This is a genomic window from Streptomyces sp. NPDC051677 (genome assembly GCF_044453465.1).
Lineage (GTDB): Bacteria > Actinomycetota > Actinomycetes > Streptomycetales > Streptomycetaceae > Streptomyces.
Window position 1 is genome coordinate 56,287 of sequence record NZ_JBITCT010000003.1, and the last position, 25,720, is coordinate 82,006.

The 25,720-nt window shown below is 72.7% G+C and carries 24 protein-coding genes; 7 read left to right on the plus strand and 17 right to left on the minus strand.

The annotated features are described in order from the left end of the window. Positions 1 to 51: 51 nt before the first annotated feature. From rplT to infC, 3 genes are all read right to left on the minus strand, one after another. Positions 52 to 435, minus strand: a complete 384-nt coding sequence (gene rplT / locus ACIBAF_RS04705; protein WP_057580434.1) for a 50S ribosomal protein L20 — start codon at positions 433 to 435, stop codon at positions 52 to 54. A 112-nt stretch (positions 436 to 547) separates the two neighbouring features. Continuing rightward, positions 548 to 742: a 50S ribosomal protein L35 gene (gene rpmI / locus ACIBAF_RS04710; RefSeq protein ID WP_004933563.1), complete on the minus strand. Its 195-nt coding sequence runs from the start codon at positions 740 to 742 to the stop codon at positions 548 to 550. 107 nt (positions 743 to 849) lie between these two features. Then, the gene (gene infC, locus ACIBAF_RS04715; RefSeq protein ID WP_399461850.1) at positions 850 to 1,515 is read right to left on the minus strand and encodes a translation initiation factor IF-3; all 666 of its coding nucleotides are present in this window, start codon (positions 1,513 to 1,515) and stop codon (positions 850 to 852) included. A gap of 396 nt (positions 1,516 to 1,911) precedes the next feature. Here infC and ACIBAF_RS04720 point away from each other — a divergent pair, with 396 nt between their 5' ends. Beyond that, positions 1,912 to 2,298 (plus strand): DUF1844 domain-containing protein, encoded by a 387-nt coding sequence (locus ACIBAF_RS04720; RefSeq protein ID WP_399461653.1) that lies wholly within the window; start codon positions 1,912 to 1,914, stop codon positions 2,296 to 2,298. A gap of 65 nt (positions 2,299 to 2,363) precedes the next feature. Here ACIBAF_RS04720 and ACIBAF_RS04725 read toward each other — a convergent pair whose 3' ends face one another. Beyond that, positions 2,364 to 3,095, minus strand: coding sequence for an SseB family protein (locus ACIBAF_RS04725; protein WP_399461654.1), 732 nt, complete (start codon positions 3,093 to 3,095; stop codon positions 2,364 to 2,366). Between the two features lie 150 nt (positions 3,096 to 3,245). Here ACIBAF_RS04725 and ACIBAF_RS04730 point away from each other — a divergent pair, with 150 nt between their 5' ends. Further along, entirely contained in the window at positions 3,246 to 4,235 is a 990-nt protein-coding gene (locus ACIBAF_RS04730; protein WP_399461655.1) for a serine hydrolase, read from the plus strand. 13 nt (positions 4,236 to 4,248) lie between these two features. Here the strand turns inward: ACIBAF_RS04730 and mycP are convergent, their stop codons facing one another. After that, a complete protein-coding gene (gene mycP, locus ACIBAF_RS04735) occupies positions 4,249 to 5,463 on the minus strand; it encodes a type VII secretion-associated serine protease mycosin (protein ID WP_399461656.1) in 1,215 nt (404 codons plus the stop codon). After that, the gene (locus tag ACIBAF_RS04740) at positions 5,460 to 8,207 is read right to left on the minus strand and encodes a hypothetical protein (RefSeq protein ID WP_399461657.1); all 2,748 of its coding nucleotides are present in this window, start codon (positions 8,205 to 8,207) and stop codon (positions 5,460 to 5,462) included. The genes mycP and ACIBAF_RS04740 overlap by 4 nt, the downstream gene beginning before the upstream one ends. 282 nt (positions 8,208 to 8,489) lie before the next feature. Here ACIBAF_RS04740 and ACIBAF_RS04745 point away from each other — a divergent pair, with 282 nt between their 5' ends. Continuing rightward, on the plus strand, positions 8,490 to 9,692 hold the full coding sequence (locus ACIBAF_RS04745; protein ID WP_399461658.1) for an amino acid deaminase/aldolase: 1,203 nt from the start codon (positions 8,490 to 8,492) through the stop codon (positions 9,690 to 9,692). 12 nt (positions 9,693 to 9,704) lie between these two features. Here the strand turns inward: ACIBAF_RS04745 and ACIBAF_RS04750 are convergent, their stop codons facing one another. From ACIBAF_RS04750 to ACIBAF_RS04760, 3 genes are read right to left on the minus strand one after another with little or no spacing between them, the layout of a single operon-like run. After that, a complete protein-coding gene (locus tag ACIBAF_RS04750; RefSeq protein WP_399461659.1) occupies positions 9,705 to 10,496 on the minus strand; it encodes a 3-oxoacyl-ACP reductase in 792 nt (263 codons plus the stop codon). Next, positions 10,493 to 11,872, minus strand: coding sequence for an aldehyde dehydrogenase family protein (locus tag ACIBAF_RS04755; RefSeq protein ID WP_399461660.1), 1,380 nt, complete (start codon positions 11,870 to 11,872; stop codon positions 10,493 to 10,495). The genes ACIBAF_RS04750 and ACIBAF_RS04755 overlap by 4 nt, the downstream gene beginning before the upstream one ends. A gap of 19 nt (positions 11,873 to 11,891) precedes the next feature. Further along, a complete protein-coding gene (locus ACIBAF_RS04760) occupies positions 11,892 to 13,262 on the minus strand; it encodes a glutamine synthetase family protein (protein WP_399461661.1) in 1,371 nt (456 codons plus the stop codon). Positions 13,263 to 13,337: 75 nt separating this feature from the next. On the opposite strand from ACIBAF_RS04760, the gene ACIBAF_RS04765 reads away from it, so the two are divergent. Further along, on the plus strand, positions 13,338 to 14,072 hold the full coding sequence (locus ACIBAF_RS04765; protein ID WP_399461662.1) for a FadR/GntR family transcriptional regulator: 735 nt from the start codon (positions 13,338 to 13,340) through the stop codon (positions 14,070 to 14,072). Positions 14,073 to 14,131: 59 nt separating this feature from the next. Then, the gene (locus ACIBAF_RS04770) at positions 14,132 to 14,839 is read left to right on the plus strand and encodes a gamma-glutamyl-gamma-aminobutyrate hydrolase family protein (protein ID WP_399461663.1); all 708 of its coding nucleotides are present in this window, start codon (positions 14,132 to 14,134) and stop codon (positions 14,837 to 14,839) included. Between the two features lie 94 nt (positions 14,840 to 14,933). Here the strand turns inward: ACIBAF_RS04770 and ACIBAF_RS04775 are convergent, their stop codons facing one another. From ACIBAF_RS04775 to ACIBAF_RS04795, 5 genes are all read right to left on the minus strand, one after another. Continuing rightward, positions 14,934 to 15,863: a LysR family transcriptional regulator gene (locus ACIBAF_RS04775; RefSeq protein WP_399461664.1), complete on the minus strand. Its 930-nt coding sequence runs from the start codon at positions 15,861 to 15,863 to the stop codon at positions 14,934 to 14,936. Positions 15,864 to 16,066: 203 nt separating this feature from the next. After that, on the minus strand, positions 16,067 to 16,789 hold the full coding sequence (locus tag ACIBAF_RS04780; RefSeq protein ID WP_399461665.1) for a helical backbone metal receptor: 723 nt from the start codon (positions 16,787 to 16,789) through the stop codon (positions 16,067 to 16,069). Then, a complete protein-coding gene (locus ACIBAF_RS04785; protein WP_399461666.1) occupies positions 16,789 to 17,394 on the minus strand; it encodes a helix-turn-helix domain-containing protein in 606 nt (201 codons plus the stop codon). The genes ACIBAF_RS04780 and ACIBAF_RS04785 overlap by 1 nt, the downstream gene beginning before the upstream one ends. A 413-nt stretch (positions 17,395 to 17,807) precedes the next feature. Beyond that, positions 17,808 to 19,622, minus strand: coding sequence for an ABC transporter permease/substrate binding protein (locus ACIBAF_RS04790; RefSeq protein WP_399461667.1), 1,815 nt, complete (start codon positions 19,620 to 19,622; stop codon positions 17,808 to 17,810). Next, positions 19,615 to 20,700, minus strand: coding sequence for a glycine betaine/L-proline ABC transporter ATP-binding protein (locus tag ACIBAF_RS04795; RefSeq protein WP_399461668.1), 1,086 nt, complete (start codon positions 20,698 to 20,700; stop codon positions 19,615 to 19,617). The genes ACIBAF_RS04790 and ACIBAF_RS04795 overlap by 8 nt, the downstream gene beginning before the upstream one ends. Before the next feature lie 218 nt (positions 20,701 to 20,918). Here ACIBAF_RS04795 and ACIBAF_RS04800 point away from each other — a divergent pair, with 218 nt between their 5' ends. Next, complete coding sequence (locus ACIBAF_RS04800) at positions 20,919 to 21,857, plus strand: 5'-3' exonuclease H3TH domain-containing protein (protein ID WP_399461851.1); 939 nt, start codon at positions 20,919 to 20,921, stop codon at positions 21,855 to 21,857. An 85-nt stretch (positions 21,858 to 21,942) separates the two neighbouring features. Further along, a complete protein-coding gene (locus tag ACIBAF_RS04805; RefSeq protein ID WP_399461669.1) occupies positions 21,943 to 22,788 on the plus strand; it encodes a siderophore-interacting protein in 846 nt (281 codons plus the stop codon). Positions 22,789 to 22,923: 135 nt separating this feature from the next. Here ACIBAF_RS04805 and ACIBAF_RS04810 read toward each other — a convergent pair whose 3' ends face one another. The 3 genes from ACIBAF_RS04810 to ACIBAF_RS04820 all read right to left on the minus strand — a co-directional run bounded on the left by ACIBAF_RS04810 (position 22,924) and on the right by ACIBAF_RS04820 (position 25,506). Further along, positions 22,924 to 23,700: an ABC transporter permease gene (locus ACIBAF_RS04810; protein WP_399461670.1), complete on the minus strand. Its 777-nt coding sequence runs from the start codon at positions 23,698 to 23,700 to the stop codon at positions 22,924 to 22,926. Next, a complete protein-coding gene (locus ACIBAF_RS04815; RefSeq protein ID WP_399461671.1) occupies positions 23,697 to 24,716 on the minus strand; it encodes an ATP-binding cassette domain-containing protein in 1,020 nt (339 codons plus the stop codon). The genes ACIBAF_RS04810 and ACIBAF_RS04815 overlap by 4 nt, the downstream gene beginning before the upstream one ends. 166 nt (positions 24,717 to 24,882) lie before the next feature. Beyond that, positions 24,883 to 25,506: a PadR family transcriptional regulator gene (locus ACIBAF_RS04820; protein ID WP_399461672.1), complete on the minus strand. Its 624-nt coding sequence runs from the start codon at positions 25,504 to 25,506 to the stop codon at positions 24,883 to 24,885. Positions 25,507 to 25,720 lie beyond the last annotated feature (214 nt).

Genomic DNA, 25,720 nt, shown 5'->3' on the forward strand with positions numbered 1-25,720 from the left:
CGCAGGCGAAACCTGCGGGTCCTTTCACGTCGGCCTAGAGCCAGCGCAGCGTCACGCGGCCTTGGGCGCGTTCACGTCCGCCGGCAGGGCCTTCTGCGCGACCTCGACCAGCGCGGCGAACGCGGTGGCGTCGTTCACGGCCAGCTCGGCCAGGATCTTGCGGTCGACCTCGATGTTCGCGGCCTTCAGACCCTGGATGAGGCGGTTGTACGTCATGCCGTTCTGACGGGCCGCAGCGTTGATGCGCTGGATCCACAGCTGACGGAAGTCGCCCTTGCGCTTCTTGCGGTCGTTGTAGTTGTAGACCAGCGAGTGGGTGACCTGCTCCTTGGCCTTGCGGTACAGGCGCGAACGCTGACCGCGGTAGCCGGAGGCCGCCTCGAGGATCGCCCGGCGCTTCTTGTGGGCGTTGACTGCCCGCTTGACGCGTGCCACTTGTTTAACTCCTTGTAGCGGGGCCGTGGTTCGTGGTCACACGGCCCGGAATCGATGGGGTCCCGGTCCAGACGTACGGCGCGCGGTGATCAAGGGATCAGGCGCCGCTGCGTCACTTGCCGAGAAGCTTCTTGATCTTCGCGGCGTCGCCCGGGGCCATCTCGGCGTTGCCGGTGAGGCGACGCGTCACGCGGGACGACTTGTGCTCGAGCAGGTGGCGCTTGCCGGCGCGCTCACGGAGCACCTTGCCGGAGCCGGTGACCTTGAAGCGCTTGCTGGCACCGCTGTGCGACTTGTTCTTCGGCATAGCGCCGTTCTCTCCTCGTCGGTGGCGTTCCGGTGCCCGGTCGTGAAACCGGGCACGGTGGAACGTCGCTTGTATCGGTTGGGTCCGTGGGACTGACGTCCCTCGGATCACGCGTCGGCGGAAGCCTCGGCAGGGGCCTCGGCGTCGGCCTCGGCGTTCACGGCGTCGGTGTCCGCGGCGTTCTGCGAACGGCCCGGGTTGGCCTTCGCCTCGGCCTTGCGGGCCTCCTGCGCCTGACGGGCCTCGGCCATGGCCTCGGTCTTCTTCTTGTGCGGACCGAGGACCATGATCATGTTTCGGCCGTCCTGCTTCGGGTTCGACTCGATGAACCCGAGGTCCTGGACGTCCTCCGCGAGACGCTGCAGCAGTCGGTAGCCCAGCTCGGGGCGGGACTGCTCACGACCGCGGAACATGATCGTGATCTTGACCTTGTCGCCCTGCTTGAGGAACCGGACGACGTGACCCTTCTTGGTGTCATAGTCGTGCGGGTCGATCTTCGGCCGGAGCTTCATCTCCTTGATGACCGTGTGCGCCTGGTTCTTGCGCGCCTCACGGGCCTTCATGGCCGACTCGTACTTGAACTTCCCGTAGTCCATGAGCTTGCAGACCGGCGGGCGGGCGTTCGCCGCGACCTCGACCAGGTCCAGGTCGTACTCCTGCGCAAGCTCCAGTGCCTTGGCCAGGGGGACGATGCCCACCTGCTCGCCACTGGGACCGACAAGTCGCACCTCGGGAACGCGAATCCGGTCGTTGATGCGGGGCTCGGCGCTGATGGATCCTCCTCGGTAGCACCACGCGGCGGTCTGGCGGACGGCCGCGTAACGTCTGTGTTCGTTAGACCTATAACCACGCCGAAGCACAAAAAATGCCCCGAACGATCACACGCGGGGCTCCAAGCACTACCGGAGCACCGCCGCGAGGATCGCGGGGCGCACTACCGGGCGACTCCATCGTCCGTACGGAACGATGGTGGCCGCCTGACCGGGGTGACCCGCCGTCCCGGAGGACAGTCGGGTGGGAGCTCGGAGTCTCCACTTGTGGGCCGGGCCCGCCTGCTGGGACGCACGCGTGTCCGACCGGTCGTTACACGAGATTAGCAGCCCGCGCCAGGAACGGCGAATCGAGCCTCGGTACGGGACCCGTCCTGCCCTGCGCCTATCGTGTCCTGCATGAGTGAGACCTCCCCCGCCGGCTCCGCCGAGACCCCCGGCGCCGCCGGTTCCCCCGACTTCGACGAGATGACCCGCGACATCGCCGAGGTCCCCGCCGTCGAGGTGATCGTGACGGTCGCCGTGAACCTGATGAGCGCCGCCGCGGTGAAGCTCGGCCTGACCGAGGAGGGCGACAAGTACAAGGATCTGGACGAGGCCCGCAAGCTGGTGACCGCCCTCGCCGGGTTGCTGGACGCGAGCGCGACCGAGATCAGCTCCTTCCATGCCGCGCCGCTGCGCGACGGCCTGAAGTCGCTCCAGCTCGCGTTCCGCGAGGCGTCGCTCGTCCCGGACGAGCCGGGCCAGGGGCCGGGCGAGAAGTACACGGGCCCGATCTACGGCTGACCCGGCTCTCGCGCTCCCCGGCTTTCGCGCTCCCCGGCTCTCGCGCTCCCCGGCTTTCGCGCGATTCAGCTCTTCACGTACAGGGGCTCGCCCGGAGGCGTCGTCCCGGCCGGCAGCAGTGCCAGGTCGAGACCGCGCACCAGGCGGGCCCTCAGTGTTTCGTCGGCGGCGAGACGCCGGGCCACCGCACGGGCGGCCTCGGCGGGGGCGGCGGCCGGGTCGAGGACGAGAGCGAGGGTGCCGTCGGCCTGCCCGGGCCCGAGGTGGGCGCGGAGGACCTCCGGCTCGGCGGCCACGGCGGCCCGTACCGCCGCGACCACCGCCGGGTCGGCGAGCGGGTCGGTCGTCGTACGGCCCTCGGCGAGCGCCAGCAGCGTCGGCCCCGTCAGTTCGAAGGCGACCGGTCCGGCCAGGTCGAGGACGACCGTGTCCGCCTTCTCGTGCGCGGCGGCCTGCAGCGCCTGGTGCAGGGGGACGGCGACCGGGCGGGCCTCGGGGTCCCAGCGGGCGAGGGAGCCGGTGGACGTGAAGGCGGGCAGCGCGGTGCGGCCGCCGGCCTTCAGGGTGGGGACGGCCATGTCGCTGGTCTTCTCGCGACGCAGCCCGTTCTCGCCCTCCTCCACCTCGCCCAGCACCGCCACCACGGGGACGAGGAGCCGGGCGCCCTTGAGGGCTGCCAGGACCGGGCCCACGGCGGTGCGGTCCTCGGCCCACGCGGCGAGCGCCGCGCTCAGCCGGGGGTCGGCCGAGCCGTCGTCGTCGGAGAAGCCGGAGTCGGGAATGTTCTTGTTCGCCACGGTCGTCGACCTTATCGGGGGGATGCTGCTGGGCTTGTGCGGGGCCTGAAACGCGCTGGTGACGGCTTTCACGGGATTCTCAGGCTCTGCTGACACACCTTTAACGGCCGTCTAACGCCGTGCACAGTCGCCGCCCCGAGCATCTCGGGCATGGAGTCTTCCAGAGCACGTCGCAGTCGCCGCGCTCGCCCCTCCCGGCGCCGTCCGCTCCTCCACCTCGCACTCGCCACGGTCGCCGTCCTGGGGGCGACGGCGGGCGGCACCGTTTATGTGAAGTCACAGGCGGGCTCGGACCCGCGGCCCGTATCGTCGTCCTCTCCTGCGCCGTCGGCCTCGGCCTCGGCGTCCGGGTCACAGGACGGGGAGGTGTCCGTGGAGTCCGTGGCAGCGCCCGAGACGGACTACGACGCGCGGCTGGCGTCGGCGATGAAGTCGGTGTCCGTGCCGGGTGCGGCGGCCGTGTCGGTGGCCGTGCTGGACATGGACTCCGGTAACGGCGCCACGTACGGCGAGGGCGTCTTCGACACGGCGAGCATCGTCAAGGCAGACATCCTGGCGACGCTGCTGCTCCAGGCCCAGGACGCGGACCGCGGTCTCACGGCGGCCGAGAAGTCGTACGCCACCGCGATGATCGAGAACAGCGACAACGACGCGGCGTCGGCGCTGTGGCGGACCATCGGGAAGGCGGCGGGTCTGGATGCCGCCAACGAGCGGTTCGGGCTGACGGACACCGAGGGCGGCGACGACATGCTGTGGGGGCTGACCCAGACCACGGCCGCCGACCAACTCGCCCTGCTCCAGCAGGTGTTCGGGGACGACTCGTTGCTGAGCGAGGCCTCGCGGACGTACCTGAAGGGGCTGATGGGGCAGATAGCCGTCGGCCAGCGCTGGGGTGTCTCGGCGGCGGCCGACGGAGCCTCGTGGGCGCTGAAGAACGGCTGGCTGCCACGCAGCACGACCGGGCTGTGGGACATCAACAGCATCGGACGGGTCACCGTCGACGGCCACGACTGCCTGCTGGCCGTGCTGTCGAACGGCAACGCGACACAGGCGGCGGGGATCTCGCTGGTCGAGGCGGCGGCCGAGGCGGCGGTGTCGGCGTTCACGGACGGCGACGGCTCGGCGTCCGCGACCGGATAGCGGCGCGCCGGCGCTAGAAGGCCCCGTACGCCTCGTGAGCGTCGTGGGCCTCGTGCGGGTCGCGTTCGCGGCGGCCGCGCCACAGGACGACCGCCGCCACCAGCAGCACTCCCCCGGCGCCGCCCGCGAGCAGTCCCGCCCAGCTCGACGTGTCGTCGTCCGTCTTCTCCTTGTCCGGGCCGGGGCCGAAGTACCGGTTGCCGGAGGCCTCGGACTGCAGGCCCTCCGGCTTCAGGGCGGCGGCGGCCTTGATCGCGGCGGCCGGGTCGACGAAGCCGTAGCCGCGTGAGTCGTCGCGGCCGCCGGAGGGGGCGTTGCGGGCGGTGTCCTCCAGGAGCTTCTTGATCTGCGCGGGCGTCAGGCCGGGGTGGGCGGCCTTGACGAGCGCCACGGCGCCCGAGACGAACGCGGAGGCGGCGGACGTCCCCCAGCCCTGGTAGTACCTGTGGTCCGGCTCGGCGATGACGACGTCGACGCCGGGCGCGCTGACGGTGGCGTACCAGCGGCGGGTGGAGAACGAGGCGCGGACGCCGTAGCGGTCGACGGCGGTCGCGGCGATGACGCCCGGGTAGGCGGCCGGGTAGGAGATGTGGTCGCCCTTGTCGCCGCCGTTGCCGGCCGAGGCGACGACGACCGAGCCCTTCTTCAGCGCGTACTGGACGGCCTCGTCCTCGGCGGGCTCGGGGTGGGCGGAGGCGGAGTCGTCGCCGAGGGAGAGGTTGATGACGTCGGCGCCCTGGTCGGCGGCCCAGCGGATGCCGTCGGCGAGGGCGTTGCCGCGGGTGTTGCGGGCCTTGGTGCGCTGCGGGTCGTCGTCCTCCAGGATCACGCGGACGGGAAGGATCTTCGCCTCCGGGGCGATCCCGAGGACGCCGTCGGCGTTTCCGGCGCCGTGTCCGTGACCGGCGATGATGCCGGCCATCGCGGTGCCGTGGACGGCCCAGGCGCTCTGGCCCTCGACCGCCCCGAAACCGACCATGTCCTTGCCGGCGAGGACGTTCCCGGCGAGGTCGGGGTGGTCGGCCTCGACGCCGGTGTCCAGGACGGCGACGGTGATGCCCTTGCCCTTGGTGGTCTGCCAGACCTGCTGCGTGTGCAGGGCGTCCAGGGCCCACTGCTGGCCGCGGATGCTGTCGGCGTAGGCGGTGGCGGGCGGCACGAGGGCAACCGTGGCGGCGAGGAGACAGCACAGGATCCCGGCCCTGCGGGTGGTCGTGCGACGGTTCATGAGGGCTGCTCCGAGGGCGTGACGGCGGTCTTGCGCAGGCCGCGCTCGATGCGGTCGGCGAGGCCTTGGGCCTCGTTGCCGAGGCCGGCCTGGGCGGGGGCCGTGGTGGCGCCGGTCGCGGTGGCCTCCGGGGCGGGCTGCGGGGTGTCGACGGTACGGCCGTCGGCCCAGCCGGAGACGGCGTAGACGACGACGGGTGCGTCGGCCAGGACGGAGACCGTCCACGCGGCGCGCTGTTTGTCGCCGAACGCGGCGGCGACGGTGCCCTTCGCGGCGTACGGGCGGGGCATCAGGTCCGTCCGCCGTGTCAGGCCTTCCTTCGCGAAGCGGCTGCCGAGCGAGCGCATGGCGGCGGCGTCGGCCTTGGTGAACAGCAGACCGACGGTGGTCACATAGCTCTGGGTGGCGTCGGTGTAGGTGGCGCGCAGGAGGCGGGCGCAGCCGACGGGGGCGAGGACCTGCTGCAGCAGCGGGTCGAAGGCGTCGGCGCAGGTGCTGTCCGGGGCGACGGCGATGCGCGTCCAGGTGCGGTCGGCGCCGCCCGGGCCGGCCCCCTGTCCGTCGACCGTGGGCGGGAACAGCTGGTCGACGGGCACGTTGTGCCACAGGCCGCCGGCGGTGACGTAGGAGGTGCGCTCGGCGCCGTCGCCCGAGTCCCCGACGAGCCAACTGCCGGTGACGGCACCGCCGATGAGTCCCAGTCCGAGGACGACACAGGCGGCGGCCGCGGCGGTGCGTCCTCGTCGGCCGAAGATCCGGGGTGTGTCGCCGTACCCTTCGGGCCGCGCGAACGTCACCACGGGTCGCGTGGGGCCGAGGGTGGCGCCCGGGGTCATGGGGGCGCTCCAGGAGAGGGCCGGATCGGGGCCGCTCGGCACGTCCGGGGCGACGTCGGGCCGCCGCGGAGCCTGCGGAGCGGGTGACTCCGTCGGCGTGGTCGGCACGGTCGGCACGGTCGGCATGAGGAAGTCGGGCTGCCGCACGGAAGCACCAGGACTCCAGGCCGGCGGGTCGTCCACCCTCGGCGCCCCCTGGAAGTCACCACGGTCGCCCGCCGCCTCCGTCTCCTGCCGAGTCCGCCCGGGCGTGGGCACCCAACTGCGCGGCAGAGGCGACCAGCCACGGTCGGAAGCGGAGGCAGGGGCGCTCGCCTCGGCGCCGCCGGAGCGGATGCCGTCCGACTCGGCGGGGCGTGAGCGCTCCCACCCCTCGGAACCGGCACCACGCGAAGCCCCACCACCGTCCCGCCCCAAGCCCACGGAACCGCCCCCGCCACCCCCGACAGAACGCGAGCCGCCCAGATCGGCGGGGCGCGAGGCGTCCGGACCGGCGGGGCGCGAGGCGTCGCGGCCGCCCACGCCGGGCGCAGACGAGCCCGCGCGGAACGCGCCGTCGCCCAAGCCCGCGGAGCGCGAGCCATCTTGGTCGGGGCGCGAGCCCTCGCGGCCGACGGGCCGGGGCGCACCCGAGCCAGCGCGGAACGCGCTGTCAGTCAAGCCCGCGGGGCGCGAGGCGTCCGGACCGGCGGGGCGTGAGCCGTCGCGGTCGGTGGGGGCGGGAGTGGACGAGCCCGGGCGGGACACGCCGTCGCCCGAGCCCGCGGGGCGCGGGGTGTCCCGGCCCGGGGGGCGCGAGGCGTCGCGGTTGGCGCGGGCGGGCGTGGACGAGCCCGCGCGGAACGCGCTGTCGCCCAAGCCCGCGGGGCGTGAGCCGTCGCGGTCGGTGGGGGCGGGAGTGGACGAGCCCGCGCGGGACACGCCGTCGCCCGAGCCCGCGGGACGCGGGGTGTCCCGGCCCGGGGAGCGCGAGGCGTCGCGGTTGGCGCGGGCGGGCGTGGACGAGCCCGCGCGGAACGCGCCGTCGCCCAAGCCCGCGGGGCGTGAGGCTTCCGGACCGGCGGGACGCGAGGCGTCCGGACCGGCGGGGCGTGAGGCGTTGCGGTTGATGGGGGCGGGCGTGGGCGAGGCCGGGTAGGACGCGCTGTCGCCCAAGCCCGCGGGGCGCGAGGCGTCCGAGCCCGCGGGGCGCGAGGCGTCCGGGCTCGGGGGGCGCGAGGCGTCGCGGGCGGGTGTGGGCGAGTCGGCGCGGGGGGTGTCGCCGGTGGGGTCCTCGGGGCGTGGGGGAGTCCAAGGGGTGTTTGTGAAAGGGCCGTTCGGGGCGGTGGCTCGGGAGGGCGGGGCGTCGAAGAAGCCGGAGCCCGCCGGGCTGCCCGGGGTGTCCGCGGCGGTGGCGCGGGGCACCGGTCTGGTGGGGCGCGGGGGGCGGCGGAAGTCGTGGGGTGGGGCGGGGCGGGTGACGTTGGGCGCGGGCGGGCGCTCTTCTGCTCGCGCGGGCGTCCCCGTGTCGTCGCTTCGGGCCGGCTGCGGCGGGGTGTCGGGGAAGCGGGCCGACGCGGGCGGCGGGGGCGGGATCATGGCGTCCGTGTGCTGGGCCCGCAGGTCGGTGAAGCGGGGGGCGGTGCGGGGAACGGGGGGCATGTCCGAGGAGAAGGGCGAGGTGTCCCCGACGGGGTCCGCGGCCCCGGCGACCGGTGCTTTCGCCGGAGGCGCGACTGCGGCGACGTCCTGCTGCTCGGCCGGGGCGGTGCCTGCCCGGCGCGCGGGCTCCCGGTCCGCTTGGTCGTCCTGGCCTGTCGTGGGCGGATGGGCGGGGCGGGGCGGGGCCGTCGGGCGCGGGGGGACGGCGGGGTGGGGCGGTATGTCCGGGCGCGGGGGGACCGAGGCGCGGCGTGCTTCCGTGCTCATGCACCCCCCGTTTCCTCGTGCCCGGGCCGTCGTTCTCGTACGCGGGCCGACGTGCGCTTGCCCGGCGGCCCGGCGCGGACACGGTGGTCCCTCCAGGGCTCGCATACCCGCACGGACGGACCGGCATCCCGAAGCGGGGTGCCCGGCCGGAGCCGTTCCGCCGTGCGTGCGCGTCACTCTACGGCTTGTCGCTGGGCAAACGGGAACCAGTCCACGCCCCCCGGGGCATCTGCCCGGAACGTCCCCCTACCCTGCGGTAATCCAGTCTGGCAGGCTTCGTTCATGACTGCGCGCGCCGCCGACCGGGCCCGATACGACCGGGCCACCGAGCATCTCGACGCCCCTCTCGCGATCGTCGACCTGGAGGCCTTCGACGCCAACGCGGAGGATCTCGTCCGCCGGGCCGGCGGGAAGCCGATCCGGGTGGCCAGCAAGTCCGTGCGCTGCCGGACGCTGCTGGAGCGCGTCCTGGCAAAGGACGGCTTCGCCGGCATCATGTCGTTCACCCTCGCCGAGTCGCTGTGGCTGGCCCGGTCGGGATTCGAGGACATCCTCCTCGCGTACCCGTCGGCCGACCGCACCGCTTTCGCGGAGCTCGCCGCCGACCCCAAGCTCGCCGCCGCCGTCACCGTCATGGTCGACGACGTCGCCCAGCTCGACCTCATCGACTCCGCGCGCGCCGGCGGCAGCGAAGTCGTCCGGGTCTGCCTGGAGTTGGACACCTCGCTCAAGCTGCTCGGGGGCCGCGTGCGGGTCGGCGCCCTGCGGTCCCCGCTCCACTCCCCCGCCCAGGTCGCCGAGGCGGCGCGGGCGGTGGCCCGGCGGCCCGGTTTCAAGCTGGTGGGGATCATGGCCTACGAGGGTCACATCGCCGGCGTCGGCGACGCGGTCGCCGGGCGGCCCTTCCGGTCCCGGGCCATCCGGCTGATGCAGGCCGCCGCCCGCCGTGAACTGGCCGAGCGGCGCGCCGCCGTGGTGCGCGCGGTGCGGGCCGTCGTACCGGATCTGGAGTACGTCAACGGCGGCGGCACCGGCAGTGTGCAGCACACCGCCGCCGAGGGCGCCGTCACGGAGATCGCAGCCGGGTCGGGGCTGTACGTGCCGCGGCTCTTCGACAACTACACGTCCTTCAGCGGGCGTCCGGCCGCCCTGTTCGCGCAGCCCGTCGTGCGCAGGCCGGGCGTCGGGATCGTGACCGTCCTCGGCGGCGGCTATCCCGCCTCCGGCGCCGCCGGGCCCGACCGGCTGCCCGTGCCGTACCTCCCCGAGGGGCTGCGATACGACCCCCAGGAGGGCCCCGGCGAGGTGCAGACGCCGCTCCTCGGCTCCCCCGCCGACGATCTGCTGATCGGCGACAAGGTGTGGTTCCGGCACGCGAAGGCCGGTGAGCTGTGCGAGCGGTTCGACGTGCTGCACCTGGTGGAGGGGGACACGGTCACGGCGACCGTGCCCACCTACCGGGGCGAGGGGCACACGTTCCTCTGAGTCCTGGAACGTCTACAGCGGGGTGACGTAGGCGCCGGAGATCCCGCCGTCCACCAGGAAGTCGGTGGCGTTGACGAAGGAGGAGTCGTCGCTGGCCAGGAAGGCGACGGCGGCGGCGATCTCCTCGGCGTCGGCGAACCGGCCCACCGGGATGTGCACCAGGCGGCGGGCGGCCCGCTCCGGGTCCGTGGCGAACAGCTCCTGAAGGAGCGGCGTGTTCACCGGGCCGGGGCAGAGCGCGTTCACGCGGATGCCCTCCCGCGCGAACTGCACGCCCAGCTCACGGGACATGGCGAGCACACCGCCCTTGGAGGCCGTGTACGAGATCTGGGACGTCGCCGCGCCCATCCGTGCCACGAAGGACGCCGTGTTGATGATGGAGCCCTTGCCCTGGCGCCGCATGTAGGGGATGGCGGCCTTGCAGCACAGGTAGACGGAGGTCAGGTTGACCTCCTGGACGCGCTTCCAGGCCTCGAGGCCGGTCTCCAGGATGGAGTCGTCGTCGGGCGGCGAGATGCCCGCGTTGTTGAAGGCGACGTCGACGCTGCCGTAGGTGTCGTAGGCCGTCTTGAACAGGGCCTCGACCTGCTCGGGGTCGGTGACGTCGACCTTCACGAAAATCCCGCCGATCTCCTCGGCGGCCGCCTTGCCGCGGGCCTCGTCGACGTCGCCGCAGACGACGTGTGCGCCCTCGGAGGCGAGCCGGCGCGCGGTGGCGAGGCCGATGCCGCTGCCGGCGCCGGTGATGACGGCCGTCCGGCCGACGAGACGGCGGCAGACGATGTCAGGGTTCTGAGCGGTCACTGTGCGGGGCCCTCCGTGCTGATGAAGACGTTCTTGGTTTCGGTGAAGGCGGTCAGGGCGTCCGGGCCCAGCTCTCGGCCGACGCCGGACTGCTTGAAGCCGCCGAAGGGCGTCCAGTAGCGGACGCTGGAGTGGGAGTTGACGGACAGGTTGCCGGCGCGCACGGCCTGCGAGACGCGCAGGGCGCGGCCGACGTCGCGGGTCCAGATGGAGCCGGAGAGGCCGTAGGGGGTGTCGTTGGCGAGCCGGATCGCGTCCGCCTCGTCGGTGAAGGGGAGCAGGACGGCCACGGGTCCGAAGATCTCCTCGCGGGCCGCGTCGGAGTCGGGCGCGGCGCCGGTGAGGACCGTCGGCGGGAACCAGAAGCCGGGGCCTTCGGGGGCGGTGCCGCGCAGCGCCTGGGCGTCGTCCGGCACGAACGACCGTACGCGGTCCACCTGTTGACGGGAGATCAGCGGGCCCATCTGGGTCGCCTCGTCGGCGGGGTCGCCGACGACCACGGCCGACAGTTCCCGCGCGAGATGGTCGGCGACCTCGTCGTAGACCGACTCCTGGACGAGGATGCGGGTGCGGGCGCAGCAGTCCTGGCCGGAGTTGTCGAGGAAGGAGAACGGGTCGACGGCCGACTTCAGGTCGGCGTCCGCGAAGACGACGTTCGGGCTCTTGCCGCCGAGTTCCAGGGTGACCGGCTTGACCTGCCGGGCGCAGCGCTCCATGATCTCGCGGCCGGTGCGGGTGGAGCCGGTGAACACGATCTTCGCGACGCCCGGGTGGTCGACGAGGGCACGGCCCGTGACGGCGCCGTAGCCGGGCAGGACTTGGAACAACCCCTCGGGCAGGCCTGCCTCCAGGGCGAGTTCGGCCAGCCGCAGGGCGGTGAGGGGGGTGGTCTCGGCGGGCTTGAGGACGACCGCGTTGCCGGCGGCGAGGGCCGGGAAGGAGCCCCAGGCCGCGATGGGCATGGGGAAGTTCCAGGGGGCGATCACGCCGACCACGCCGAGCGGTTCGTGGAAGGTGACGTCCCAGCCGCCGGGGGCGGGGATCTGCCTGCCGAGGAGCCGTTCGACCCCGCCGGCCGCGTAGAGCAGCAGGTCGCGGGCGTTGCCGGCCTCCCAGCGGGCGTTGCCGAGGAGGTGACCGGCCCCGCGGACCTCCAGTTGGGCCAGTTCTTCCAGATGGGCGTCGACGACGTCGGCGAAGCGGCGCAGCAGACGGGCGCGGTCGGCCGGGGCGGCGGCCGCCCATCCGGTCTGGGCGGCGTTCGCGCGGGCGACCGCGCGGTCCACGTCGGCCGCGTCGGCGGCGGGGACGGTGGCGACCACCTCCTCGGTGGCGGGGTTGAGGACGATCAGCTGGTGCGGGTGCTGGTCGGACACGACAGGGACCTGTGACCTTTCAGAGGCGTTCGAAGGAGCGGCGCAGCTCCCAGTCGGTGACCGCGGCGTCGAAGGCTTCCAGCTCGACGCGGGCCATGTTGCTGTAGTGCGCGACGACCTCCTCGCCGAAGGCGGCCAGCGCTATGGGGCTGTTCGCCCAGAGGTCGGCGGCCTCGCGGAGCGTGGTGGGGACGTGCGCGTAGTCCGCGGCGTAGGCGTTGCCGGGGCAGGCCTCGGGGAGTTCGAGTTTCTGCTCGACGCCGTAGAGTCCCGCCGCCACCAGGCCGGCGACCGCGAGGTGCGGGTTGACGTCGCCGCCGGGCAGCCGGTTCTCGAAGCGCATCGAGCGGCCGTGGCCGACGATCCGCAGCGCGCAGGTGCGGTTGTCGTGTCCCCAGGCGACGGCCGTCGGGGCGAAGGAGCCGGGCTGGAACCGCTTGTAGGAGTTGATGTTGGGGGCGTAGAGGAGGGAGAAGTCGCGCAGGGCGGCGAGTTGTCCGGCGAGGAAGTGCCGCATGACGTCGGACATGCCGCCCGGGTCCTCGGCCGTGCCGGCCATGACGTTACGGCCGTCCGCGTCCGTCAGCGACAGGTGGATGTGGCAGGAGTTGCCCTCGCGCTCGTTGTACTTCGCCATGAAGGTCAGCGAGACGCCCTCCTGGGCGGCGATCTCCTTGGCGCCGGTCTTGTAGATCGCGTGCTGGTCACAGGTGACCAGGGCCTCGTCGTAGCGGAAGGCGATCTCGTGCTGGCCGGGGTTGCACTCCCCCTTGGCGGACTCGACGGTGAGGCCGGCGCCGGCCATCTCGTTGCGGATGCGGCGCAGCAGCGGCTCGACCCGTCCGGTCCCGAGGACCGAGTAGTCGACGTTGTACTGGTTGACGGGGGTGAGTCCGCGGTAGTTCGCGTCCCAGGCGGCTTCGTAGCTGTCCTTGAAGACGATGAACTCCAGCTCGGTGCCGACCTGGGCGGTGAACCCGTGCTCGGCGAGGCGCTCCAGCTGGCGGCGCAGGATCTGGCGCGGGGCGGCGACCACGGGCGAGCCGTCGTTCCAGGCGAGGTCGGCGACGAGCATGGCCGTGCCGGCGTTCCAGGGCACGCGGCGCAGGGTGGACAGGTCGGGGTGCATGGCGAAGTCGCCGTAGCCGCGCTCCCAGGAGGACATGGCGTATCCGTCGACGGTGTTCATCTCCGTGTCGACGGCGAGGAGGTAGTTGCACCCCTCGGTGCCGTGCTGGAGGACCTCGTCGAGGAAGAATCCGGCGGCGAACCGTTTGCCCTGGAGCCGCCCTTGCATGTCGGGGAAGGCCAGGACGACAGTGTCGATCTCACCGCTCGCGACGAGGGCCTGCAGCTCCTCGACACTGAGCGGGGGTGTGCGGTCTGCCACTGGAGGGCCTCCTCAGGCTTCCGGGGACCATAAGGTATTGCGGAGAACCATTGCTTGGGAAGGGGGCACGGCCAGATGTCGGTGGACGCTGACGGCGGACCGGACGACCGGCTGACGCCGATCCTGCGGCCGGTGCGGGCCGGGAACGGTTTCGAGGAGGCGCTGGAGCAGATCCTGCAGGTCGTGCGGCTGGGCCTGGTGCCGGGGGGCGAACGGCTGCCGGCCGAGCGGGATCTCGCGGAGCGGCTGGGGATCAGCCGCGTGACGCTGCGCGAGGTGCTGAAGGTCCTCCAGGACCAGGGGCTCGTCGAATCCCGCCGGGGGCGGTACGGCGGAACGTTCGTGCTGCCGCGCGCGGACGCCGGCGGCGAGGACGAGCTGCGGCGGCGGGTCGCCGAGGTGGACATCGAGGACGTCCTGCGTTTCCGCGAGGTGCTGGAGGTGGGCGCGGCGGGCCTGTGCGCGACGCACGGGCTGACGGACGAGCAGGCGGAGCGGCTGCGCGACGCCCTGGCCCGCACGGCGGACGCGCCGCTGGCCGACTACCGCCGGCTGGACACGATGCTCCACCTCACCCTGGCCGAGCTGTGCGGCTCGCCGTCGCTGACCGCGCGGTACGCGGCGGTGCGGGCCACGGTGAACGACCTGCTCGACTGCATCCCGCTGCTCGTCCGCAACCTGGAGCACTCGCAGCGGCAGCACACCGCGCTGGTTGAGGCGGTGCTGGACGGCGACGCGGACGGGGCGCGCGAGATGATGCGGGAACACTGCGCGGGGACGGCGGCCCTGCTCAGGGGCTTCCTGGCATGAAGCGGACAGGAAACAGGTAAAGGTATGCACGCAGTCCATTGCAGCGCCGGGGAGGGACCATGACGGGCAGTCCGCTGATCGGGATCAGCACGTATCTGGAGGCCGGGACGCGCTGGCACGTGTGGGAGCTGGAGGCTGCGCTGTTGCCCGTCGGGTACCCGCGGCTCGTGCAGCGGGCCGGCGGGCTGGCCGCGATGCTCCCGCCGGACGCGCCCGAGCGGGCGGCGGCGACCGTGGCCCGCCTCGACGGGCTGGTGATCTCGGGCGGCCCCGACGTCGAGCCGGTCCGCTACGGCGCCGAGGCCGACCCCCGCACCGGGCCTCCGGCGCGGGAGCGGGACGCGTGGGAGCTGGCGCTGATCGAGGCGGCGCTGGCGGCCGGCGTTCCGCTGCTGGGCGTCTGCCGGGGCATGCAGCTGCTGAACGTCGCGCTCGGCGGCACCATGACGCAGCACATCGACGGGCACGCCGAGGTCGTCGGCGTCTTCGGACACCACCCGGTGAAGCCGGTCCCGGGCACGCTGTACGCCGGGATCGTCGAGGAGGAGACGTCGGTGCCGACCTATCACCACCAGGCGGTGGACCGCCTGGGGGCGGGCCTGATCCCGTCGGCGTACGCGTCGGACGGCACCGTCGAGGCCGTCGAGCTCCCGTCGGCCGGCGGCTGGGTCCTGGGCGTGCAGTGGCACCCGGAGATGGCCGAGGACGTACGGGTCATGCGGGCCCTGGTGAACGCGGCGCGGTCTTGCAGCCCGTCCGGCGCGTGAGGACGAGGCCCTTCAGGGGCCGACAGCGGGGGCCTGGCCTGGCGGCGGCAGCCCCCCAGGGTCGGGACGGGAAGGGGCGGCGGGGGCGAAGAACCTACCCCCGCGTCAGCGACAGCAGTTCCCGCGCCGGCCCGGCAGGACGATGCCCCGTCGGCCACACCGCTCGCAGGTCGCGGGCCAGCGCGACCTCCGCCACGGGGATCGAGACCAACCGCCGCAGCGCCAGCTCCTCGCCCACCGCCAGCTCGCTCAGCACCGCCGGCCCCGCCCCGCTGACCGCCGCCGCCTTCACCGCCGTCGTCGAGGACAGCTCGATCAGGGGGCGGGCCAGTCCGCCCAGGGCCGTGTCGAGCACCTGACGGGTCCCCGACCCCTTCTCCCGCAGGATCAACGGCGTCGACGCCAGCTCGGCCGCGGGCAACGGGCGTCGGCGACGGGCCCACGGATGACCGGGCGCGACGACGACAATGAGATGGTCATGGGCTATCACGGCGGAGTCGAGGCCCACCGGCACCGTGAGCCCCTCCACGAAGCCGAGGTCCGCCTCCCCCGCCAGGACCCGCTCGGCGACCGCCGCCGAGTTGCCCGCGAGCAGCGACACCGCCGTGTCCGGCCGCCCGGCGCGCAGCGCGAGCAGCCAGCCGGGCAGCAGGTACTCGGCGATCGTCATGCTGGCCGCCACCCGCAGCCGCGAGTCCCGCCGGTCCCGCAGCGCCTGCGCCCCCGCGTCGAACGCCTGCGCCGCCTCGACGATCCGCCGCGCCCAGTCCGTCACCAGCGCACCGGCGTCCGTCAGCCGCGAGCCGCGCGGGGAACGGTCCACCAGGGCCACGCCCAGCTGGCGTTCCATGGACCGGATCCGGCTGCTCGCGGCCGGCTGCGTGATGCCGAGCTCGCGCGCGGCCGCGCCCAGGCTGCCCAGCCGGGCGACGCCCAGCAGCAGCTCCAGCGCGCCCAGGTCCGGGACGCGGTGCGCGATCGAGCCCGTCGCGGTGTCCGCGGGCTGTTCCTCCACACTCCCCATAAGCCCAGTTTATGTCCCCATAGAGCCATACTCCCTGGTCGCGGGCGGACACCGGGGCGACCGTGGAACCATGGTCACCGCCGCCCCGCTCCGCTACGCCCTTCCCCGCCCGCGCGCCGGCGGCGCCGTCCGTCACCTCGGACCGAACTGGTACGCGACGGCCGCCTGGGCGGTGGTCGCCGGGCACACCGTTCGCGGGCTGCTCAGCGGTGAGCTGCTCGCAGCGCCTCGCCCAGCGCCTTCGGCGCCTCGGCGAGCGACGGCCCGTACCACGTCAGGTGCCGTCCGCTGACGAGCGCGCAGGGCAGGCCGGGGAAGGCCTCCGGGCCGTCGTCGGCGGTGAAGCGGTAGGGCTCGTCCGGGAGGACGACCAGGTCCGGGCCGGCCGCCCGCAGTGCGTCGAGCGGGATGCGCGGATAGCGCTCGGGGTGCTCGGCGTACAGGTGGTCGACGCCCAGCCGGGCCAGCACGTCCCCGGCGAAGGTGTCGCGGCCCAGCACCATCCAGGGGCGGCGCCAGATCGGCACGACGGCGGTCCGGCGGGCCCCGACGGGCGACGGCAGCGCCGCCCACGCCTCCTGCGCCGCCACCAGCCAGGCCGGCCGCGACGGCGCTCCGCACGCCGCCAGCACCCGCGCCAGCTCCCGGAAGGCCTGCGGGACGTCACGGACCTCCGTGACCAGCACCTCGACGCCGGCCGCGCGCAGGGCGGTCAGGTCCGGCTCCCGGTTCTCCTCCTCGTTGGCGATCACCAGGTCGGGGGCGAGGGCGACGATCCGGTCGACGTCGGGGTTCTTGGTTCCGCCGATCCTGGTGACGTCGAGGTCCGCCGGGTGGGCGCACCAGTCGGTGGCGCCGACGAGGGCGCCGGGCGCGGACGAGGCGACCGCCTCCGTGAGCGAGGGGACGAGGGAGACGACCCGCACTACCGCTTCCGGCCCCGGTGGTCCCGGTCGCGTACCGCCTCGATGTGCTCGGCCACGGCGACGACGATCACCCGGGTGTCCGGCACGGTCGCCCGCCAGCGGTGGCGGACACCGCCGGTGAGATACAGGGTGTCGCCGCGGCCCAGGCGGTAGGCGCGGCCCTCCGCCTCGATCTCCACGGCGCCGTCGGCGACGTACATCAACTGGTCGTTGCGGTACTGGAATTCACGGCCGGCGTCGTGATCGCCGGTGAACTCGGAGGCGTGCATCTGGTGGTGCCCGCGCACCAGGGAACGGGAACGCGGCTCCGGGTCCGGCGCCGAGCCCTGCCCCTGGCCCGGCTCGGTGTCCTCGGCGCGGACGACGTCCACGCTGCACGCCGGGTCGGCGGCGGCGAGGAGCTCGACGGCCGTGGTGCGCAGGGCGTCGGCGACCTTCTCCAGGGAGCCGGTGCTGGGCCGCGCGCGGTCGTTCTCGATCTGGCTCAGGAACGGGACCGACAGGCCGCTGCGCTCGGCCACGACGGCGAGGGTGAGCTCCAGGGAGCGGCGCCGGCGCCGCACGGCCGCGCCCACCCGCAGGGGCTGTTCTTTGTGGTCGCCCATCGCTCCGGCTCCCTCCTTCGCTCGTCGCTGCCGTGGTGTCCGCCGACACGTCCTCTGATGAGTTGTCTGCACCCTACGCATGTTCGGCAAACCGTTTCATGCGCCCGTCACATCGAGGACACATGGGGTGACGCCAGACCTCACAGATCGCGCCAGATGATCACACGCCGGATCCTCGGGGCGGCGGGCCGTCCTCCGGCTTTCCGGTTCAATGCGCGAACGGCCTCGGGTGTTCCCGCTCGTCCCCGGCCCCCCTGCACCCTCGGCCCCAGGATGGGCTTAGCTCTCTGTGGTTGGCCGGATCCTTGCCGTGGGCGGGCGGGGGGAACGGGACGAGGGGCGGGCCCCGTCGCAGGCCGTGGAGGCCGTACGTCGGTGCCCGCCCGTGGTCGGACGGCCGCGGTGCTGTCAGGTCACCGGGCCGCCCGGCTCTTCTGCCCCGAATCGGCGACCGGTACCCACTTCTCGACCAGAGTGGGGTTCTCCTTCAGCCAGGTCCGGACCGCTTCCTGCTCCTTGCCCTTGCCGGCCTTCTGGATCTGCGCCTCCAGACCGGTGAGCTGGGCCTCGGTCATCTTGAAGTTCTTCAGCCAGGCGCCGACCTCGGGGTTGTCGTCGGCGAAGCCCTGGCGGGCGAGGGTGTGCACGCCGTCCCCCTTGCCCCAGGCGCCCTTGGGGTCGTCGAGCTTCTTGAGGTCGTAGTCGCTGTACGCCCAGTGCGGCGACCAGAGCGTGACCGCGATCGGCTTCTTGGCGGCGTAGGCGCGCTTGAGTTCGGCGAGCATCGCCGGGGTGGAGCCGTCGACGACCGTGTAGGCGTCGTCGAGGCCGTACTCCCCGAGGACCTTGTCCTTGAGCAGGCCCATCATTCCGGCGCTGGGCTCGATGCCGGTGATCTTGCCGCCGAACTCGGAGGCGTGGGCCTTCAGGTCCGCGAGGGAGTTCACGTCCGTCATGTACGAGGGGACGGAGAGCTCCAGGGAGGTGGGGCCGTACCAGGAGCCGAGGTCGTCGAGGCGGTCGCCGTACTTCTTCCAGTACTCGGCGTGGGTGGTGGGCAGCCAGGCGTCGGTCTGGAAGTCGATCTGGCCGGTGGCGACGCCGGTGTAGAGGGGGCCGGCCGCGTACTGGGTGGTGTCCACCTTGAAGCCGCGTTCCTCCAGGAGTTCCTTCCAGAGGTAGGTGGAGGCGATGCCCTCGTCCCACGGGATGTAGCCGATCTTGATCTCCTTCCCCTTGCCGACGTCCGACGCGGAGGCCTCGGCGGTGCCGGAGGAGGAGCCGAAGACGCCCATGCCGCCGGCGACCAGGGCGAGGACGACCACGCCGACCACGGCCACGGCCGGGCGCGGACGGTACGTCCACACCGTGCTGCGGGCCTTGGCGGCGGCGCGGCGGCCGAGCGGGGAGATCCGGGTGCCGAGGGCGCCGGTCATCCGGTCCAGGAAGATGGCGAGGACGACGATGCCGAGGCCCGCCTCGAAGCCGAGCCCGATGTCGAGCTGGCCGATGGCCTCGTTGACGGCGCCGCCGAGGCCGCCGGTGCCGACCATGCCGGCGATGACGACCATCGACAGGCCCAGCATGATGACCTGGTTGACGCCCGCCATGATCGTCGGCAGGGCGAGCGGCAGCTGGACGCGCAGCAGCGTGTCGCGCGGGGTCGTGCCGAACGCCTCGGCGGCTTCGACGAGTTCGGCGTCGACCTGGCGGATGCCGAGCTCGGTCATGCGCACGCCCGGGGCGAGCGCGAAGATCAGGGTGGCGATGACGCCCGCGGGGACGCCCATGCCGAAGAACAGGATCGCGGGGATGAGCAGAACCATCGACGGCATCGTCTGGAGCAGGTCCAGGACGGGCCGCAGGGTCGCGCTGACGGCCTTGGAGCGGGCGGCCCAGATACCCAGCGGGACGGAGATCACCAGGGCGATCACCGTGGCCACGAGCACCAGGGACAGCGTCGACATCGCCTCTTCCCACAGGGCGAGGGAGTCGATGAGCGCGAACCCGGCGAAGGCGAGGACGCCCGCGACGAGGCCCCGCAGCCACCAGGCGAGCACGGCGAGGATGCCCGCGAGGAGCAGCGGCGCGGGGGCGGTGAGGACGGCGTCGAGGCCGTCGTACATGCCTTCGACGATCGTCTTGATCGCGTCGAAGAGCCAGGACATGTGGGTGACCAGCCAGTCGACGCCGGAGTCGACCCAGTCGCCGAGGTGCAGCCTAGGCATGGGCGGTCACCTTCTTCCCGCTGTCGCGCGGACCGTCGCAGACGATCGGCGCGCCCTGCTCGTCGCCGAGGAAGCGCACGAGGCGCTGTCTCGGTACGACGCCCACGAGTGTGCGTTTTCCGTCGAGGACGGCGACCGGGTGGGTCAGACGGGCGCTGAGCGCGCAGAGCGCGGTGAACGGGGTGTCGGGGGTGGCGGTCTCGCAGCCGCAGTCGGCCTCGTCGCCGCGCACGGCGGTGTCCATGACGGCGGAGGCGGTCAGCACGCGGGAGCGGTCGACGTCCTGGATGAAGGAGGCGACGTAGTCGCCGGCCGGGCGGATCAGGATGTCCTCCGCCGTGCCGGTCTGCACGATGCGGCCGTCGCGCATGACGGCGATGCGGTCGCCCAGGCGCATGGCCTCGTTGAGGTCGTGGGTGATGAAGACGATCGTCTTCTTCAGGGTCTGCTGGAGCGTGAGGAGCTGGTCCTGCATGTCGCGGCGGATCAGCGGGTCCAGCGCGCTGAAGGACTCGTCCATCAGGAGCAGGTCGGCGTCGGTGGCGAGGGCGCGGGCCAGGCCCACGCGCTGCTGCATGCCGCCGGACAGCTCGTCCGGCCAGGACTTCTCCCAGCCTTCCAGACCGCACAGCCGCAGCGCCTCCGCGGCCCGCTGCTCGCGCTCGCGGCGGGGGACGCCCTGGACGGCGAGCCCGTAGGCGGCGTTGTCGAGGACGCTGCGGTGCGGGAAGAGCGCGAAGTGCTGGAAGACCATGCTGATCTTCTTCGCCCGCACCGCGCGCAGGTCGCGGTCGGTGAGCGCGGTGAGGTCCTGGCCGTCGAAGAGGACGCGTCCGGCGGTCGGTTCCAGCAGTCCGTTCAGCATGCGCAGCAGGGTGGACTTCCCAGAGCCGGACAGGCCCATGACGACGAAGATCTGGCCGGGTTCCACGGTGAAGGAGGCGTCGACGACGGCGGCCGTGGCGCCGTCGGCGCGCAGCTCCTCCCGGTCTGCTCCGGCGCGCAGCCGTTCGACTGCCTGTTCCGGTCGTCTGCCGAACACCTTGTACAGCTGCTCGGCTTCAAGCCTGGATGACACGCGTACCTCTCGATGGGGGACAGAAACGGGAGTACTCGGCAACAGCAAACCGTTGAAGGCGCAACCGACACCGCTCCGAGGCCGCGCCTGCCCGGGCCCGACATGCGCAAACGTGCGAGTGGTTCAGTTCACAGGCGGCGCGGAAGGGGTTCGGCGGGAGGTTCGCTCCTGCCACGGGAGTGAATACCCGCCGGTCACCGGGGCACCCGTGCGGCATGATGCGAGGCGTGACCGGACGACTGATGCTCCTCGACACCGCCTCGCTCTACTTCCGCGCCTACTTCGGCGTCCCCGACTCCGTGAGGGCGCCGGACGGCACTCCGGTGAACGCCGTGCGCGGACTGCTGGACTTCATCGACCGGCTGGTCAAGGACCACCGGCCGGACGAGCTGGTGGCCTGTATGGACGCCGACTGGCGCCCTCAGTGGCGGGTCGAGCTGATCCCCACCTACAAGGCGCACCGTGTCGCCGAGGAGCACGCGGTCGGACCGGACGAGGAGGAGGTGCCGGACACGCTGTCGCCGCAGGTGCCGATCATCGAGGCGGTGCTGGACGCGCTGGGCATCGCACGCGTGGGCGTCGCCGGCTACGAGGCGGACGACGTGATCGGCACGTTCACCGGCCGCGCGAAGGGCCCGGTCGACATCGTCACCGGCGACCGCGACCTGTACCAGCTGGTGGACGACGCGCGCGGGGTGCGCGTGCTGTACCCGCTGAAGGGCGTCGGCACGCTGCAGCTGACGGACGAGGCGTGGCTGCGCGAGAAGTACGGCGTCGACGGGCGCGGGTACGCGGATCTGGCGCTGCTGCGCGGCGACCCGAGCGACGGTCTGCCGGGGGTGGCGGGCATCGGCGAGAAGACGGCGGCCAAGCTGCTGGCCGAGTTCGGCGACCTGGCGGGGATCATGGCGGCGGTGGACGACCCGAGGGCGAAGCTCACGCCCTCGCAGCGCAAACGGCTGGACGAGGCGCGGCCGTACGTCGCCGTCGCGCCGAAGGTCGTCAAGGTGGCCGACGACGTGCCGCTTCCGGACGTGGACACGGCGCTTCCGCATACGCCTCGGGACGGGGCGACACTTGAGGCACTGGCAGGGCGCTGGGGGCTTGGGGGGTCACTCCAGCGACTGCTGACGACACTGAACACTCAGCGCGCATAGGCACGGTGGGGGCATCGCCCGGGAAGAGATGCTAACTTAGGTAAACCTAACCATGGTGTCATGGGCAGAGACATGGGAGGCCGTCATGGCAGAACGTCCGGCACGCAGGCCACGGAAGCCCCACTCCGCGCAGGTCGTCCGCACCGAACGGCTCACCCCGCACATGCAGCGCGTCGTGCTCGGCGGGGTCGGTCTGGCCGAGTTCGCAGCGGGCGACTGCACCGATCACTACGTCAAACTGCTCTTCGGCCCCGACGGCGTGACCTATCCGGAGCCGTTCGACCTGGAGCGCATCCGGGCCGAATTCCCTCGTGAGCAGTGGCCCGTGACCCGGACGTACACGGTGCGCGACTGGGACGCCGAACACCGCGAGCTGACGCTGGACTTCGTGCTGCACGGCGACGAGGGCCTGGCCGGGCCGTGGGCGGCCCGCGTCCAGCCGGGCGAGACCGTCCGCTTCATGGGCCCCGGCGGCGCCTACGCGCCGGACCACGCCGCCGACTGGCATCTGCTGGCCGGCGACGAGAGCGCCCTGCCCGCCATCGCGGCCGCCCTGGAGTCGCTGCCCGCCGGCGCCCTCGCCCACGCCTTCATCGAGGTGGCGGGGCCCGAGGAGGAGCAGAAGATCGACTCCGACGTGGACGTCGTCTGGCTGCACCGCGGCGACCGGCCGGTGGGCGAGCGGCTCGTCGAGGCCGTACGGGCGCTGGAGTTCCCCGAGGGCCGGCTGCACGCGTTCGTGCACGGCGAGGCCGCCTGCGTGAAGGACCTGCGCAAACTGCTGCGCGTGGAGCTGCAGATCCCGCGCGAGGACCTGTCGATCTCCGGCTACTGGCGGCTCGGCCACGACGAGGACGGCTGGCAGGCCGCGAAGCGGGACTGGAACGCGCGGGTGGAGGCGGAGCAGGAGGGCGCGGCCCCGGCCGCGTGACCTGACGCCCGACCAGACGGCCGACCTGACGCCCGACCAGACAGCCGACCTGACGACCGGCCTCCGAGGCCCGGCGGAAGCGGCCCGCACTCGTGGCGCGGGCCGCCCCGGCCTTCCGCACCGCCCCCGCGACCGCTACACCGACCGCTGGTAGGACCGGAACGTCCGGATCGACAGCCACACCGCCGCCATCGCCAGCGCGAGCAGCGCCCCGCCGCGGCTGAGCACGTCTGCCCGGTCGGGGTCGGCGGACAGCGCCGAACGGCCCGCGATCATCGCCCAGTCGACCGGGTTGAAGTCGGCTATGTGCCGCATCCAGGACGGCATCTGGGCCGGCGCCATGAAAGCGGAGGACAGAAACGTCAGCGGCAGCAGCAGGAAGGTATTGATGCCGATGATCGACTCCCGCTCACGCACCAGCATGCCCAGGGAGTTGGACAGCGCCCCGAACACGGTGCCCAGCAGCACGGCCGCCACGATCAGGACCGCGACCCCGGTGACCCCGCCCGGGTAGTGCGCGCCGCCCGCCAGACCCAGCAGCACGATGACGCCCGACTGCAGGGCGGTGACGATGCCGTTGTGCACGACGTTGCCGTTCATCAGCGCGGCCCTGCTGGCCGGGGTGGTCAGGAAGCGGTTCAGGGTGCCGCGCTGGATCTCCTCCAACGTGCCCATGCCGGCCCACAGGTTGGCGCTCAGCGCGCTCATCACGACCACGCCCGGCACCAGGTAGTCGAGGTAGGAGGCGGTGCCGAAGCCGCCCAGCTCGACGACGTTCTTGAACAGGCCGCCGAAGAGGAACAGCCAGATCACCGGCTGGATCAGGGTGATCACCGCGTAGGCGGGCTGCCGGGCGAACACCATGAGCTGACGCTGCGTCATGTACCAGGTCTGGGCGACGGCGGTGCTCATCGCGCACCTCCGGCGAGGACGGGAGCGGCGCCGGCGTCCGCGTCCGCGTACCGGCGGCCCGCGTACCTGAGGTAGACGTCGTCGAGGGACGGCCGGGCCACGGTCGCGGTGGCCACTCCGATCCCGGCCCGCTCCAACGCGCCCAGCAGCGCGGGCACGGCGGCCGCTCCGTCGTCGGCGCGGACGCTGATCCGGCGTCCTTCGCACAGCACTTCGTGCACGCCCGGCAGCCCGCCGAGGGCGCCGTCCAGCAACGTGCGCCCCGCCTCGCCGGGGGGTGTGCGCACCTCCACGTGCACGGCGTCGCCGCGGAGTTCGCCCTTGAGGGAGTCGGGGGCGCCCGTGACGACGATCCGGCCGCGGTCGACGATGGCGACGCGCTCGGCGAGCCGGTCGGCCTCCTCCAGGTAGTGCGTGGTGAGCAGGATGGTGAGGCCCTCCTCGCCGGCCAGACGGCCGATCTCGTCCCACATCGCGGTGCGGGCCTCGGGGTCCAGGCCGGTGGTGGGCTCGTCGAGGAAGAGCACCTCGGGCCGGTGCACCAGCCCCAGCGCGACGTCGAGGCGGCGCCGCATGCCGCCGGAGTAGCCCTTGACCGGGCGCCGGGCCGCCTCGGTGAGCGTGAAGCGTTCGAGCAGCTCGTCGACCCGGCGGTCGAGGGCGGCGCCCTTCACACCGTAGAGCCGGCCCTGGAGGCGGAGGTTGTCCCGGCCGGTGGCGACCGGGTCGGCCCCGGAGTTCTGTGCGACCACGCCGATCGCGCGGCGCACCCGGTCCGGGTGGCGCAGCACGTCGTGCCCGGCGACGGCGGCCGTCCCGGAGTCGGGGCGGGCGAGGGTGGTGAGGATCTTGACGGTGGTGGACTTGCCGGCGCCGTTGGGGCCGAGGAGCCCGAAGACGGTGCCCGGCTCGACGGTGACGTCGAGTCCGTTCAGGGCGGTGACACCGCCGGGGTAGGTCTTGACGAGGTGGCGCGCCTCGACCGCGGGCGCGCGGGTGCTGCTGGTACTGCTCATGACGACAGCTCTCCTGAGTGAGCGGACTGGTGATCGATCCGCGTGAAGAGCTCCGGGCTATCCTGGGTGTGCCGCACCTCGATGGCCCGGTTCTGCCGCACGGCGGATCCGTTTCGGGGTTCGAGACCCCGGCGGGACTGCTGCAACAGACCTGCCGGGGTCTTTCTCATGATCTGAGCTCTTGCGGCAACTCCCCCGTCTCGTGGAAGTGCCGCCACTGCTCGACGCCGGGCAGCGATCCCTTCCTGATCTCGTCGAGGAAGCCGCCGACCCACTCCGCCTGCGCCTCGACCATGTGCAGCTGGTACTCGACCTCGACGAGGAACAGCCTCGGCAGCGTCTCGTAGAGCTTCTCGAGCGCTCCCCGGCCGCTGGCCACCTGCACCTCCAGCGAGCTCAGCCGCGTCTCCAGCAGGCGCACCACGTCGTCCGGGGGCAGCGCCGCCATCAGCGAGAGCGCCGTCTCGAAGATCGGGTACTCCTTCGCGGGGATGGCGATCAGGTCCGAGAGCCACTCGGCCATCTCCTCACGCCCGGCCTCGGTGAGCCCGTAGACCGTGCGCTCGGGGCGGTTGCCCTGGCGTTCCACACCGGTCACCTCGACGAAGCCGTACTTCTCGAGGTTCTGCACGACCGTGTAGAGCGAGCCGTAGTTCGTCTTCGTGCTCGTGTCCTTGCCCTGACTGCGCAGGGTCTGGGCGATCTCGTACGGGTGCATCGGCTTCTGCCAGAGCGTCGTCATCACGGCGAGCGCCAACGGATTGCTGAGCTTGCGGCGCTTCCTCGCCACGACGACCACCTCGCTTCCGAATATCCGTAGCCGAACATATCGCGAGTCTGCGATTGAGGCAATAGACGCGATGTAACGCGTTCGAGTGATGTTCCGGACCGTGAGGACTTGGGCCCGCCCCCGACACGCCTGCGTGACGCGCACGAAACAGCCCCTCCCTAATTTCTGTCGCCCGACAGGAATTCCGTCCCCACTGGGCCCAAGGCAGGTTCCG

Coding starts and splice junctions, on each gene's coding strand:
- rpmI (WP_004933563.1), bottom strand. CDS start 742: ATGCCGAAGAACAAGTCGCACAGCGGTGCCAGCAAGCGCTTCAAGGTC.
- ACIBAF_RS04720 (WP_399461653.1), top strand. CDS start 1,912: ATGAGTGAGACCTCCCCCGCCGGCTCCGCCGAGACCCCCGGCGCCGCC.
- ACIBAF_RS04730 (WP_399461655.1), top strand. CDS start 3,246: ATGGAGTCTTCCAGAGCACGTCGCAGTCGCCGCGCTCGCCCCTCCCGG.
- mycP (WP_399461656.1), bottom strand. CDS start 5,463: ATGAACCGTCGCACGACCACCCGCAGGGCCGGGATCCTGTGCTGTCTC.
- ACIBAF_RS04740 (WP_399461657.1), bottom strand. CDS start 8,207: ATGAGCACGGAAGCACGCCGCGCCTCGGTCCCCCCGCGCCCGGACATA.
- ACIBAF_RS04745 (WP_399461658.1), top strand. CDS start 8,490: ATGACTGCGCGCGCCGCCGACCGGGCCCGATACGACCGGGCCACCGAG.
- ACIBAF_RS04765 (WP_399461662.1), top strand. CDS start 13,338: ATGTCGGTGGACGCTGACGGCGGACCGGACGACCGGCTGACGCCGATC.
- ACIBAF_RS04770 (WP_399461663.1), top strand. CDS start 14,132: ATGACGGGCAGTCCGCTGATCGGGATCAGCACGTATCTGGAGGCCGGG.
- ACIBAF_RS04775 (WP_399461664.1), bottom strand. CDS start 15,863: ATGGGGAGTGTGGAGGAACAGCCCGCGGACACCGCGACGGGCTCGATC.
- ACIBAF_RS04785 (WP_399461666.1), bottom strand. CDS start 17,394: ATGGGCGACCACAAAGAACAGCCCCTGCGGGTGGGCGCGGCCGTGCGG.
- ACIBAF_RS04790 (WP_399461667.1), bottom strand. CDS start 19,622: ATGCCTAGGCTGCACCTCGGCGACTGGGTCGACTCCGGCGTCGACTGG.
- ACIBAF_RS04800 (WP_399461851.1), top strand. CDS start 20,919: ATGCGAGGCGTGACCGGACGACTGATGCTCCTCGACACCGCCTCGCTC.
- ACIBAF_RS04805 (WP_399461669.1), top strand. CDS start 21,943: ATGGCAGAACGTCCGGCACGCAGGCCACGGAAGCCCCACTCCGCGCAG.
- ACIBAF_RS04810 (WP_399461670.1), bottom strand. CDS start 23,700: ATGAGCACCGCCGTCGCCCAGACCTGGTACATGACGCAGCGTCAGCTC.
- ACIBAF_RS04815 (WP_399461671.1), bottom strand. CDS start 24,716: ATGAGCAGTACCAGCAGCACCCGCGCGCCCGCGGTCGAGGCGCGCCAC.